The 13,488-nt window shown below is 57.5% G+C and carries 11 protein-coding genes; 3 read left to right on the plus strand and 8 right to left on the minus strand.

Translation table 11 applies throughout. The features are described from left to right. Window positions 1-226: 226 nt before the first annotated feature. The 8 genes from OUO13_RS16480 to rimO all read right to left on the minus strand — a co-directional run bounded on the left by OUO13_RS16480 (window position 227) and on the right by rimO (window position 10,735). Window positions 227-2,482 carry a DUF6351 family protein gene (locus OUO13_RS16480; RefSeq protein WP_283174985.1) on the minus strand — a complete coding sequence of 752 codons (2,256 nt, stop codon included), beginning with the start codon at window positions 2,480-2,482 and terminating at the stop codon, window positions 227-229. Between the two features lie 252 nt (window positions 2,483-2,734). Continuing rightward, the gene (locus tag OUO13_RS16485; protein WP_283174986.1) at window positions 2,735-4,717 is read right to left on the minus strand and encodes a methyl-accepting chemotaxis protein; all 1,983 of its coding nucleotides are present in this window, start codon (window positions 4,715-4,717) and stop codon (window positions 2,735-2,737) included. 18 nt (window positions 4,718-4,735) lie between these two features. Further along, window positions 4,736-5,665, minus strand: coding sequence for a substrate-binding domain-containing protein (locus tag OUO13_RS16490; RefSeq protein WP_283174987.1), 930 nt, complete (start codon window positions 5,663-5,665; stop codon window positions 4,736-4,738). 76 nt (window positions 5,666-5,741) lie between these two features. After that, complete coding sequence (locus tag OUO13_RS16495) at window positions 5,742-6,251, minus strand: GNAT family N-acetyltransferase (protein WP_283174988.1); 510 nt, start codon at window positions 6,249-6,251, stop codon at window positions 5,742-5,744. Window positions 6,252-6,254: 3 nt separating this feature from the next. After that, a complete protein-coding gene (locus tag OUO13_RS19995) occupies window positions 6,255-6,644 on the minus strand; it encodes a VF530 family protein (RefSeq protein WP_346429367.1) in 390 nt (129 codons plus the stop codon). A gap of 113 nt (window positions 6,645-6,757) precedes the next feature. Continuing rightward, window positions 6,758-7,786 carry an FHA domain-containing protein gene (locus OUO13_RS16505; RefSeq protein WP_283174989.1) on the minus strand — a complete coding sequence of 343 codons (1,029 nt, stop codon included), beginning with the start codon at window positions 7,784-7,786 and terminating at the stop codon, window positions 6,758-6,760. Next, window positions 7,774-9,117, minus strand: a complete 1,344-nt coding sequence (locus tag OUO13_RS16510) for a S1 family peptidase (protein WP_283174990.1) — start codon at window positions 9,115-9,117, stop codon at window positions 7,774-7,776. Before OUO13_RS16510 ends, OUO13_RS16505 begins: the two co-directional genes overlap by 13 nt. 208 nt (window positions 9,118-9,325) lie before the next feature. Next, a complete protein-coding gene (rimO, locus tag OUO13_RS16515) occupies window positions 9,326-10,735 on the minus strand; it encodes a 30S ribosomal protein S12 methylthiotransferase RimO (RefSeq protein WP_283174991.1) in 1,410 nt (469 codons plus the stop codon). A gap of 302 nt (window positions 10,736-11,037) precedes the next feature. Here rimO and OUO13_RS16520 point away from each other — a divergent pair, with 302 nt between their 5' ends. From OUO13_RS16520 to OUO13_RS16530, 3 genes are read left to right on the plus strand one after another with little or no spacing between them, the layout of a single operon-like run. Next, window positions 11,038-11,580 carry a DUF4124 domain-containing protein gene (locus OUO13_RS16520; RefSeq protein WP_283174992.1) on the plus strand — a complete coding sequence of 181 codons (543 nt, stop codon included), beginning with the start codon at window positions 11,038-11,040 and terminating at the stop codon, window positions 11,578-11,580. Window positions 11,581-11,613: 33 nt separating this feature from the next. After that, on the plus strand, window positions 11,614-12,759 hold the full coding sequence (locus tag OUO13_RS16525; protein WP_283174993.1) for a tRNA-queuosine alpha-mannosyltransferase domain-containing protein: 1,146 nt from the start codon (window positions 11,614-11,616) through the stop codon (window positions 12,757-12,759). Beyond that, window positions 12,759-13,454: a helix-turn-helix transcriptional regulator gene (locus OUO13_RS16530; RefSeq protein WP_283174994.1), complete on the plus strand. Its 696-nt coding sequence runs from the start codon at window positions 12,759-12,761 to the stop codon at window positions 13,452-13,454. Before OUO13_RS16525 ends, OUO13_RS16530 begins: the two co-directional genes overlap by 1 nt. The last annotated feature ends 34 nt before the right edge of the window (window positions 13,455-13,488 follow it).

The following is a 13,488-nucleotide window of genomic DNA, read 5'->3' on the forward strand; positions in this document are numbered from 1 at the left end:
CGGGTTGCCGCTTCACATAGCTGCGTTAGAGAACTTGAAAAGGACTCGTCATTTCGCTGCGTTCTCCGTCTTGCTCTGAGAACCGGCAACACTCGCGCAGAGCTGTGCAGGATTAAATAGATGTCCCCTGAATGTTATGGCTCTGGTTGTGAGCGCGAATTTATTGGCTGAGCTGCTCCTGCGAGCTCCAATTGACTCCCTATCTCATCTGGATTTCAACAAAGGTTTACCCAAACGGTTTGTAGAGTGGCAGGGCGGCGGGGCGGGCGAGGTCTTGCTGACGGTAGTCGCATACGCCGTACGGGAATATTTCCCGTAATTCATCCAGTTTGGTGCTGACGTTGATGTCACCATAGAACCCGGCTTTGATGGCTTGCTCCACCGGAATCAGGGCGCACTGGAAGGTGTAGCCGGTGATGGCATCGCCAGCGACCTGACGTGAGCTTTCGTGGAATGGCATCAGGCGAGTGCAAGGACCGTCTTCCTGGCCATTCCAGGCGCCATTCCAGACGTCGTTGCCATGGGCGATGACCTGACCTTCGCTGCCAAAACAGGTGTCTTCCGCTTCCAGTGGTCGGGCGGCGGCCCAGCGTTGTTGCTGGTTGCCGTGGAAGTCGGGGTCGTCGGCCAGTTCGCGTTCACGGGTCAGCCAGTGGTCGAGTGTATTGATGGCGTCCCACATGGGGTTGTACGGTTTGGTGGTGATCCACAGTGGATTCAGGCTGTTGTCGCCACCGGCTTTGCGAATACGTTCGCGCGTAGAGAGTGCGGCCCATGTGTGGTGAATGTTCTGTTCGCCATCCAGATACATGCGCACATCCATAATCGGAATATCGAGCTGGCCCAGGTACACGTTGCCAGACCAGTAGGCGGCGCTGGCGGCGCGCAGGCTGCCGTGGAAGCGCGGTGCAACGTCCATCACCTGACCATTGTGAGTCATGTTGTGTTCGCCATATGGCGTCAGGCGATACAGGCGGGAGTCGCCGCTCAGGTGCCACAGATGCTCCGGTGTCATGTTTTCACCGTTTTTCCAGGAACCGATCCGGCGATTGAGGTCGATAAACTGGTCGATGTTAATCACATGATTACGCATGGCCTGCAGGCCGTATTGTACGCCGAGGTTGCTCCACGGGGACGGAGCGCGGCCACGGCGATTGGTGCCGTACATGTCGCGGTTGTCTTGCCAGTGGGTCCAGTAGGTGCGGTTAAACACGCTGGGGCTGAAGCGCTGCCAGTCACTGTGAAAGGTCGGGTTGTTCACCAGTGGCGTTGAGCCGCGCCAGCCTGCATTACATTCAGAACCGGGAGGTGTGCTGCTCGGCCATTCGTACCGCAACAGGCTGGCGGCGTCCTGCAGCCATTGCAGTCGGGGTTCCTTGCCCGGTGCGGGGGCACCCGCGACGCTCAGGCCCATTACGGCTTCGCGGTGGAACGGGTCGGCCCAGAACTTGCGGTCGGCACTCAGGTGATCGAAATAGTATTCGAGCAACTCACAATCGAGGGCGTAGTGCACCTGGGTCACCATATCCGGGTAACTGATCAGTGCTACACCACCGTCGATAATGCCGGGACGGTTCTGTGATAACAGGTACTGCTGCAAACCGCCGCCAGAGCCGCCGATGCCCATGGTGAATTTGGGCGTGCCGTAACGGGCCGCAAACTGGTGTTTCACCCGCAGCGCGGTGTCTTCCTGCAACGAGATGTTATAGGTGTTGTCGGTTTCATTGGCGCTGGAATACACCACGGCGTAGCCCATTTGCAGGGCTTCTTTTACATCCCGCACCAGACGTTCGATGCGTACCTTGCCTTGCTGGAAGCCAATGCTGATACCGCCGCGAAAGTAATAGATCAGCTTGCCGTTCCAGACCGTGGTGTCCGGGTCCTGCAGCTGATCGTTGTGGGTGGTCGGCATCATGATGGTGTAGATGTAGCGGTTGATGGTGCCGGTTTCGACCCGCACCAGCAGGCTGGTGTTGTCGGGCACTTTGCCAATATCGTCGTCGACCCGTTTGCCGACCAGCTCCTTGCTGCCCGGCGCGTAGTAGATGTAATGCAGCCGCGTTGGCAGGCTGCAGTCCTTGCTGTAACCAATAATCTGCCCGGAGCGATGGCCGTGTTGGTCTTCGGCGTACACCGGCACCCCCCAACCCTGGGTATTGTCGATCAGCGGCTGGCCCAGCCCACCTTCGAGGCTCTGGCACAGGAACGGGTATTGTGGTGGACCTGCAAACAGGTTTTCGACCGGCCCGGTAGCGCCATATTCAATCGGAAACTCAAAGGTTTCAGCCGGGCGTTTGAGCTGGTGTGGATGCGGCCCTGCGTAAGCGGGCACCAGGGAACGGCGGGCATCGGGTGGCATACCAACCACGTTTGGATAGGGGGAGTCGAGTCCGGCCTGATGGCGCAGGTTCAGGTAGGTGGTGTAACCAGCGCCACTGACAGCGGCTCCGATCAGCGCGGCAAACAGCAGATAGGGTTTCATGAGGCTCCCGTGCAGGATAGTCAGCCAGGTGGTGGTCGATTTTGGCTTTCCTGTCTTTTATTACTGAAGTCTAGACCCGGATGATGGGGTTTGCCGGTGTCCTGTGATGCCGGTATCGGTAATGATTTGAAGTGAAAGTTGTTTCCACACCGAAGCGTGGAAACGTGGGCTGGAAACGTGGTTCTCGAAGCTGTGAAAGAGACAGCTGTGAAATAGAGAAATGTGAAAAAGCGAGGGTGTGGTTTCCGGGCTTTACACCCGGAACTTCTGCAGCAGTTGTTTCTGGCTGTTGGCCAGTTGTTGTAGCTCTTCGCCAATACGAGCGGTTTGCTGGGCGCCTGCGGCATTTTTGTCGGCAGCGTTGGCGATGGCGACAACGCTCTGGCTGATTTCACGAGCCGTGTGGCTTTGCTGTTCCGTGGCGCTGGCGATCTGGATATTCATGCTCACGATCTCGCCAATCGACTGGCTGATATTGCCCAGTCCGCGTTCGGCATCACCAGCAACCGAAATACTGCTTTCACTCATCCGCGAGCTTTCCGCCATCACATTCACCACGGCGGTGATGAGTTTCTGCATAAGCTCGATGGTGTTCTGGATTTCGGCAGTGGACTGTTTGGTGCGGCTGGCCAGTGAACGGACCTCGTCGGCTACTACGGCAAAGCCGCGGCCCTGTTCACCGGCGCGAGCAGCTTCGATGGCGGCGTTAAGTGCCAGCAGGTTGGTCTGTTCGGCGATGTTGTGAATGGTTTCGATCACGGAGTCGATTTTTTTGCCGTAGGAATCCAGCTCGTTGGTGGTGCCAGAGGCTTGTGCAACCTGCGCCGCTTGCTGGCGGACGTTGCTGATGGCGGTTTCGATGGCCTGACGGGCCTGGTTCATCTGCTGTTTGACGTCGTCAGCGGCGTGCATGGTGTCTTGTGAGCGTTGCGCCACTTCACGCACGGTGCTTTCCATTTCGGTCATGGCGGTGGCGGTCTGTTCCAGCAGGTGTTTTTGCTCGTCGGCGGCCTGTCGGGTATCACGGCTGGTCTGAGCGTTGGTGCCTGAGGTGTGCGACAAACGGTCGGCGGCAGAAGACAACTCACGGAAAGTGGTTTGCAGGTTGTCGGTCAGTTCATTGAGGTGGCCGCCCAGTTCGCCAAACTCATCGCTGCGACGGGTATCAAAGCGCACACGCATGTCTCCACGACTCATGCTGACCAGATTTTCGCGGAAACCGTTAATGGCGGCGCGAATACTGCGTGACAGCACCAGGCTGATGATCACTGCCAGGGCGATGGCGCCGAGGCTGATCAGCGATAGCAGGGTCAGGCTGGTGTTGACGGTAGTTTCTGAGTCGGTGCGTGCCACATCCAGCATTTTGCCTGCTACGCCCACCAGTTCGTCGGCGTGCTGAGTAGTTTCTGATACTTCACCACTGATGGCAGTCTGCAGGCTGGTGCTTTCGGCGTCCAGACGATTGAGGTTGCGATAAACATTCATCAGGCCCTTGTCGTCGGACAGGTGATAGAGCAGGGGCACCAGCATAATGGAGTAAAGCTTGGCCTTGTTTGGCTCTGTTGTGCGAATACTGTCGAGGGCGTTTCTGATGACTCCGGCCTGGCCTGCAATCTGGGATTCAAGGCGTTCCATATCGCGATTGACCAGGAAGGAGCTGAAGGCGTTCATCACCGTGCGGGTGTCGCGGTCCAGTGCCTGTACGGTGGTGCGAACATCCGGCGCAAGGAACAGGTTGGTGGTGTCTTTGCCCAGGTATTTGTCGAGCTGACGATCCAGCTTCACCATGATGCGGGCATGGTGTTCTTCAATCTTGCGTAACTCCAGGGTTTTAAGGTGGTTGGCCAGCAGGCTGTCGCTGTTTTTACCGAAGTCGGTGGCCGAGGAACGGATGCCATCAAGTGCTGTTTTGAGGGCGCTATTGCTGGCAATCAGCTCCGGGCTGATGCTGCCGAGCAGCTGGTTCAGCTCCGCTATGGTGTTATCGAACTGTTGTTTGATACGGGCATTTTCTTCAATACTGTCGGTTTGCAGCAGACGCTGCATTAGCAGATCGGCATGTAACACGGTCGCGCGGATCGAACCAGCGGTGCGTGATAACGGCACGGCGCGTTCAGTTACGCCCTGTAGCTGGGTCTGAATACTGCTGAGCGACATAAAGTTACTGCCAGCCAGAACCAGCAGGGCAATCAGCAAGAGGGCAAAGCCCCAGATAATGCGTTGTACCAAAGACATAACGGGTCCTCGCCTGGATCAGTATTTGAAACGTTCAACGTTGTCCGGTGTGACCAGCTTGAAGGGCACCATGATGACGGAATCCACGGAGTTGCCATTCAACATGTTCACCGCCGCTGATACGGCTCCCTTACCCTGACCTCGGGCATCCTGCAGCACGGTGACATCCAGTTGGCCATCGGCCATGGCTTGCAGGGCATCGCGGGTGGCGTCGACACCGCCAATCAGATAGTCCTTCGGATCCTTGCCTGCATCCTTGATGGCCATGATGGCGCCAATGGCCATTTCGTCGTTGTTGGCGGCAATGATGTTGAAATCCTTGCCGGCATTGAGCCATTCAGTCGTTTTGCTGAGTGCCAGATTACGGCGCCAGAGGGCGGCGTCTTCGACCACCAGTGACATGTCCGGATATTTGCTGATGACGTCTTTCACCATGCGGGTGCGGGCAATGGCGGCCGGATGATTGTCCGGGCCACGCAAGAGGGCGACCTTGCCCTGATAGTTGGCCAGACGTGCCAACTCCTCCATTTCGAGGGTGCCTGCTTCGGTATCGTTGGAGCCGACATACACAACACCATCGGGCAGTGGATCGATGCCCGGTTTACGGTTCAGTAGTACCAGCGGAATATGTTTGGGGGAGGCGATATCAATCACCTTTTGTACGTATGCCGGGCTGCTGTCGACCAGAATCACGATCAGGGCATCAACATCCAGGTTTGCGTATCCTGCCAGCTGTTCCAGTTGCAGTTCCGAGTTGTCTTCGGCATCCCCCACGAATATTTCATGGCCACGGCGTTCGGCGGAGCTTTCCATCGATTCTCGCAGGAGGGTCTGAAAGGTATCGTTGTAACGGGTAATGGATGCGGCGATGACACCGGCATCGGCACTGACAGCCCCGATCAGCAAGGCAGATGCCAGCAGACGGCGGGTAAACGGCAAGAGTGGCATGAATGGCTCCGGCAAACAGGTGTTTACCTAAGCATAGAACAGGCCTGTTTTTTTGCTCGGCGCAGAGGGCGTGTGACTAAGGGACAGATCGTGCCAGATAACAGGCGCTGTCGCCGTATTTCTGCAGGCGCTGTTGTAACTCAGGGCTGAGGCGGTGGGTGTGATCGGTGAATCCCAGCGAGCGCCAGAACGGCAGGCTGCCCTGAACCGCCACCAGTGCGGCATGATCAAGACCCTGGTCGCGGGCGATCTGTAATGCTTGCTGTACCAGACGTTGCGCCAGTTTCTGGCCACGGGCACCCGGGTCTACGGCCAGATCATGCAAATAAAAGCAGGGTTGGCCCGCGGGTGGGCAGGTGCTGATGGTATCCAACGCGGGAATATCGCCCATGACCCAGGGATGGCATAACAGATAAGCGGCCAGACCTTGAGACGACTCACAGGCGAGACAGGCGTGGGCAGGGATAGCCAACTTGCTGGCCATCACTTCAGGGCGTTCCGGTTCGATGTCCAGATAACAGCGGGCCTGAATGGTCATCACGGCCGACAGGTCGCTGACCTGTAACGGCCGAATCTGATACGGCATGTTTCAGTCCTGCCCGGTTTTGTCCTGATCGGTTTTGTCTTTGGCTGAAGGCCAGGCAAAACCACCGGACGATTTTCCAGCAGCGGATGCCGGGCGATTGGCTGGCTTTGGACCCGCCACTGGGCGCGGGCGCGCCGGTTTGCGGCTGCGCTCGGCCGGAACGTTGACCGGTGAACCGCCAGTGGCGAAGGTGCCGACGTACAGTTCTTCCACGGCTTCGCGTGCCCATGGGGTGCGGCGCAAGAATTTCAGACTGGATTGCACCGATGGCTCATGGGCAAAACAGTTGATGCGGACGCGTTCTGCCAGTCCGTCCCAGCCGTAGAACTCTTGCAGACGGGTGACGATGGCTTCGAGGGTGAGTCCGTGTAACGGGTTGTTGGCCTGGCTCAAGGGTAACTCCGGAATTTCAGGGCTCTGCACGGTAAAGAGCGGCAGAGGCCCTGTCAATTGTTGGCCCCATTTGTCCGTTAATGGGGCAGGGTTTCGGTAAGCGCGGTTCAGGCTTACTCGTTCATCATATCGATCAGGGCTTCCGGATCGGTGTCATCGGGCATTGGCTCATCAGCGGCGGCTGGCATCTGATCCAGCAACTGACCCAGTTCATCCAGATATTCATCCGGGCTTTGAACCGGCCCCAGATACCAGGATGCCGGTGCCAGCGAGTTGCTGTAACTCGGCCAGTACTGGCGGCTCTCAAAGCTGTTGAATTCGTTAACAGCCAGAATGCCGGTCAGAATCAGGGTTGCCATGGCCGCCACCATGCGTGGTCGTTTGAGTCGGGTTGCCAGCGCCATGTGTTTGCTGATCAGCAGGAACACCAGCAGCAGCGAGATCAGGTGATCGGCAATACGGTTCAGCAGTGGTGTGTTGGTGGTAAAAGCCAGCCAGTCGGGAACGTATTCCAGAGGCATGGTGATCGCGAGCACCGTTGTCAGCGCCAGCAGATGATCAAAAAATGCCGCTTGCTGACGGAACAGTTTGCCGACCAGAGCCCAGATGCCGGCCCACATGCTGGCGACCATCAGACCAGCCGTTACAAACACCAGGGTTTCACGCCAGTTGCTGGTCGGGTTGATCAGCAGCCACTCCAGCCCCTGGAAACCGGCCAGTACCAGCATCAGGCTGGCCAGTGTAAACAGGATGCCAAGGAATCCACCTTGCCAGCGGTGGAGATTGAGTGGTCGTGCTGCGGCTACCGGCACATCCGGATCAATCAGCACCAGGGTGGTTTTGCCAATGGTGAGTTCGTCGCCATTCTCGATTCGGTAATGGGCTCCGGCTTCCAGCGGGCGGTCGTTAAGGCGAACGTTAACGCTGTTATCAACCAGCATCAGTTGCCAGAACTGCTGGTCGGCGGTGCGGCTCAGCTGCACGGCACAGGCATCGGCGTATTCGTCATTAATCACCAGCTGGTTGCGGTAGCCGCGACCAATGGTGCAGGACTCGGTGGCTTCAAACAGGCGCGGAATCGCTTCGCTGTCGTCGGCCAGACGAATCAGCAGGTCGGCCGGGCGAGTGTTTACGACTTCCATGCAAGGGTCTCCATAAACCGGCGGAACAGGGCAAGGGCGTTTTCGCGGCTGATGCCGCTGGCACCGAGATTCACCACCAGGCTGGCGTGGGGATCGTTAATGGCAGCCATGATCAGGCTGGCATCCAGCAGTTGCGGGTAACGGCGGTAGGCACGGAAACAGGTGGATACTTTCCAGTCCTTGTCCTGCAGGCGCACCACGCTGTCGTCGCAATGGAAGGCACCCTTGTCTTCGCGGGAGCCACCAAACGAGGCGTGGCGATAAAACCCCTGAACCTGGCTGTAAAACTGGGTGCCATTCAGGTCTTTGGTGGTAAGCCAGTGATAGCGGTAGCTGAGTTCACCGGTTTGCAGGTCACTCGACAGAAAAATGTCGTCGTCGGTCTGGCAGGAAAGGGTGATGACATTGAGGTCGATGCTGTCACTGCCGCCACGGTCGTCGTTGGTGTTGCCCCAGCACTTGATGGTGTCGTCGAGTTTGCCCGGCACTTGCAGCTGGCCAAGGGTTTCAGTCGCGAACGGGCCGTTCAGCAGATTCTGGTAGAACGATTGCTGGTCAGCCAGCAGGCTGTCAGCAATGGCGTTTTCGCTGATATCGGGTTCGCTCAGATTGCGGGCACGTTCGAGCAGTTGTTGCAGGTACTGGGCGGGCACCAGAAAGCTGATCTGATCACCACCGGTAGAGACGTTGACGCCGATGATTTCACCCTGGCCGTTAAACGCCGGGCCACCACTCATGCCCGGGTTTAACGAGCCCGAGAACAGGATTTTGCGGTAACGCGACTGTTGCAGTTCGCCGTTATAGGTACCTTCGATAATGGTCATCCCCAGATCGTGCGGGTTGCCCATGGAAAAAATCCGCTCGCCCTTGTCGAGGGCGCTGGTGTTGATGTTGAACCAGTGTTCGGAGGTTTCGCCTCGCAAAATCGCGAGGTCATGCACCACGTCAACGGCCATCACCGTGACGGGCAGGGCCTGACCGGCATCGTTGAAATACTCAACGCGGAATTTCTCCGGATGATGCACATAGTCCGACACCACGTGGAAGTTGGTGGCGATCAGGCCGTCGGTGCTGACCTGAAAACCCGAACCAATGACGTGTTTGTTGCCGGAGCCGATATCGATAATACGGATCTGGTGCACTTGCTGGCGCAAGCTGGCGAACAGTTCGCGGGCTTGTTGGCCGGTTTCGGCGTGTGCAGGGTTTGCCACGGGAAGCAGCAAGGCCAACAGGCTGGTGGCCAGCAGGATTTGGTAACACCGGATCAGGCGTTGCCAGCGAGGCATGAGAGAAGACAAACGCGCTTCCTTATCGAAGGTTTTGGAAATCATACTCCGGTGATCCCCTGAGGTCTGCCCGGTAGCGGGCGGGTTCTGTGGTGATTTGGAGTATAGCGGCCTGATCACAGGTTAAGGGTGAGCCAGGTTGTGATTCACCGGATTAACCCTAATGGCCATTGGGGCATAGCGTTGGTTGCAGGGTGGATTCGCAGTTCCTGAAACAGACAGGGCAGCTTGCGCTGCCCTGGAGTGGTACTGCTTATTCCTCGTCGTCGTCACCGAGGCCGCTGGCGTGCAGCACCGGAGCACCCCACAGGTCGTATTCGTCGGCGAACTCAATTTCCACCTCGAGAATATCGCCCGGTTCGCACTCGTGGAACTCGTTCAGGTACACCAGACCGTCGATGTTCGGAGCATCACCCATGGAGCGGGCAACGGCACCTTCATCATCAACCTGATCAACGATCACCATCATGCGCTGGCCAATCTTGCGCTGCAGTTTGCGGGCGCTGATGGCTTGCTGGGTTTCCATAAAGCGGTCAAAACGTTCCTGCTGGACTTCTGGTGGAACGTGGTCTGGCAGTTCGTTGGCCTTGGCGCCATCAACCGGGCTGTATTTGAAGCAACCCACGCGGTCGAGTTCGGCTTCTTCCAGCCAGTTCAGCAGGTGCTGGAAGTCTTCTTCGGTTTCACCCGGGAAACCCACCACGAAGGTGGAACGGATCACCAGCTCTGGCACCTGTTCACGCCATTTCTTGATGCGCTCGAGGGTGTTGTCGGCGTGTGCGGGACGTTTCATCAGCTGCAGCACACGTGGGCTGGCGTGCTGGAATGGAATATCCAGGTACGGCAGTACCTTGCCTTCCACCATCAGCGGGATGATGTCGTCAACGTTCGGGTATGGGTAAACGTAGTGCAGACGTACCCAGGCACCGAGGTTGCCCAGTTCGTTACACAGGTCGTAGAGTTTGGTCTTGACCGGTTTGCCATCCCAGAAACCGGTACGGTATTTCACATCCACACCGTAGGCGGAAGTGTCCTGGGAAATCACCAGCAGTTCGCGGGTGCCGGCTTCAACCAGACGTTTGGCTTCATCCAGTACGTCACCGATTGGACGGCTGACGTGTTTGCCACGCATGGCCGGGATGATGCAGAAGGTGCAGCTGTGGTTGCAGCCTTCGGAAATCTTCAGGTAAGAGTAGTGACGCGGGGTCAGCTTGACACCCTGTGGAGGCACCAGATCCATGAATGGGTCGTGGCTGCGTACCGGTGGAACCCACTCGTGTACCGCGGTCATTACTTCTTCATAGGCTTGTGGGCCAGTGATGGCGAGAATGTCCGGGTTCTGTTCACGGATGGTTTCGGCGTCTTTGCCCTTGCCCATACAGCCGGTCACAATTACCTTGCCGTTTTCGGCCATGGCTTCGCGAATCGCTTCAAGGGATTCCTGTTTGGCGTCGTCGATAAAACCGCAGGTATTGACTACCACCACGTCAGCATCGGAGTAGCTGTTGACTACTTCATAGTTATCCATGCGCAACTGGGTGAGAATGCGCTCGGAATCCACCAGAGCCTTTGGACAGCCCAGACTGACAAAGCCGACCTTGCCACTGCTGGTTTTGGCGGCAAACTGGGTTGCACCTGGAGACGGGGTGTTCTGTTCAGACATGTAGGGGTTGCCTCGGGTTTTGACGGGCCACGAACATCACGGCGGTATTCGGGCGACAGGGCGTTACGGAAAACGGCGTATTCTAGCCGAGCTGGTGGCTGTCGTCATGCCTTCTTGTTGTGGTGGATTTGTTGCTGCGGATTGTTGTTGATTGTGGCGGCTGCGTTGTTACGGATGCCAATCGGTGTACCGTGAAACGAGGCTGTACAGTGTCCGTAGCGGATGTATGGAATTGAAGTTGGTTGAACCGTCGGGTTCGGGTTCGGCTGCTGCCCTGTGGGCATGTACTACTGAGGAATCACATGAAGATAACGCGTCTTGCCAGTCTCTGGCTGACTTCCCTGATGGTAATGACTGGCGCTCTGGTTGCTCCGGCGGCGCTGGCTGGCCAGTACAACCTCTGCATTGATGCCTCCGGTCGGCATAGCTACACCCAGGATCCTTGCCCAACGGGTCAGAAAAGTATCGTGCGCCAGTATGAATCGACGCCGCCACCGAAAGCCGACGATAGCAGCAAACCTGCAGATACCACCAACCGGATTTCCACCGAAAACCCGCAATATCAGGCGGTGCGTGACGGCAATCGTCAGCGCGAGCTGGAACGGCGTCTGCTGCAGTTGCAGCGGCAGCTGGCGGATTCCGAGCAGAAAATGGCCGCCGAACTGCAACCGATGGAAGCCGACCGCGACGCCATTGCCGGTAACAACAAGACCAACCGCAGGGCAGTTGTTGAGCTGTCGATTGCTGATACCCGCAGTCGATACCAGAAATATCAGGACTATGTTCGTAGCCAAATCGATGAAGTGAAAAAGGAACTGGCGGCACTCAAGGCGCGGAACCCGTAAAATCGGCGGTTTTGTGCCCCGGAGTGGTTGTAGATGAGTGCGCCCAGAATCCTGTTGTTATCAGCTTATCGCTCTGACAGCCATGCCAGTTGGGTAGACTGGCTGGTGCAACATCTGCAGGCGGATTGGCGGGTACTGGAACTGCCGGGCCGTTTTTTCCGTTGGCGTATTCGGGGTAATCCGCTGTCGTGGTTGCCTGAACTCGAAGCTCTACTGGCAAACTGGCAACCCGAACGGATACTCGCTACCAGTATGGTGGACATCGCAACGATCAAGGGCCTATGCCCGTCATTGGCGGCGGTTCCGGTCAGTTATTATTTTCACGAAAACCAGTACGCCTACCCGGTAACGGCCAGCCAGCACAGCTCGGTTGATCCTTTGATGGTACAGCTGTACGGCGCTCTCGCCGCCGACGAGCTGTTATTCAATTCTCTCTACAACCGCGACTCCTATCTGGACGGTGTTGAGCAGTTGCTAAAGCGGTTGCCCGACGCCGTGCCGCCGGGAATTCGTGAACGGCTGGCTGGCAAGTGTCAGTGGATGCCGGTGGTGGTAAACCCGGTTGCTGCTTCGGCGGCGGTTGAGCGGGACCCACGTTTGATTCTCTGGAATCACCGCTGGGAATACGACAAACAGCCTGAAGCCTTTATTGCCTTGCTCGATGCGCTGACGGCGGCGGGTGAAGAATTTCGTCTGGCGCTGCTCGGTGGTCGCGCTCCCAAAACACCTCCTGCTTTGAAAGCCATTCGTGAACGGTACGCCGATCGCATTCTGGTGGATGGCCGTGTCAGTCGTGCTGAATATCAGCAATGGTTGCAGCGGGCGACGGTGGTGGTCAGCACTGCGATTCATGAGTTCCAGGGCTTGTCGATGCTGGAGGCGACCAGTGCCGGTGCCATTCCACTGGTACCGGACCGTCTGTGTTACGTTGAACAATATCCATCTGTATACCGTTATCCTTGCTGCGCCAATGTGAATGTTGATGCGAAGTCCGCTGCTGTGTCGTCTGAGTCTGCCGCCGAGCGCGAAGGGCGGGAGCTGGTGTCGCTGGTGCAGGCCGCGTTTGCCGGGCAGTTACCGCCTTGCGATGTATCGAACTGGCTGGCCGGTAACAGCGTGACGCTGTGGCAGCAATGGCTGCAAACGGTAAGCGCAACGCGTGATCGGGTTTTGTCCTGATGTCTCGTGCCGGTCGTTTATTGCAGTTGCTGGAGTTATTGCGTGGGTATCGATACCCGGTACAGGGCCAGGTGTTGGCTGATGAATTGGGTATCAGCCTGCGTACTTTCTATCGGGATATTGCGACTCTGCAGCAGCAGGGCGCTTGTATCGAAGGGGAAGCCGGTGTTGGTTATGTGCTGAAACCCGGATTTACCCTGCCACCCTTGGTCTTCAGTGCTGAAGAACTGGAAGCGCTGGTGTTGGGGATGCGTTGGGTGGCCAGTCAGGGCGACTCGGGCTTGCAGAATGCCGCCCGGCAGGCGGAAAGCCGGATTCGTGCCGTGTTACCGGCTGGTCTGCTGGACCATATGGAAAGCAATGGTTTGCTGGTGGTGCCAAACGTCAGTCTTCCTGAGCATCAGGTCGATATTCAGAAATTACGCGAAGCGATGCGTGCCGAGCAGCGGGTCGATCTGACCTATGCCGACGCCAACGGTGTGCCCAGCCAGCGCCGTATCTGGCCATTTGCGCTTGGTTACTTTGAACGTGTGCGGGTGTTGGTGGCCTGGTGTGAGCTGCGCGGGGACTTTCGCCATTTTCGTACCGATCGAATCCAGAGCTGGCGGGGGCTGGACGAACAATATCCGCTGCGACGCCGAGAGCTGCTGCGGCGTTGGCGTCTGACCCTGCCGGGGAGTGCGCGTCAGAGCTGATGGTTCAGGCTGAAAGGCATTGGGCAAAACACTG

The sequence above is a fragment of the Parathalassolituus penaei genome (assembly GCF_026626885.1).
Lineage (GTDB): Bacteria > Pseudomonadota > Gammaproteobacteria > Pseudomonadales > Oceanobacteraceae > Oceanobacter > Oceanobacter penaei.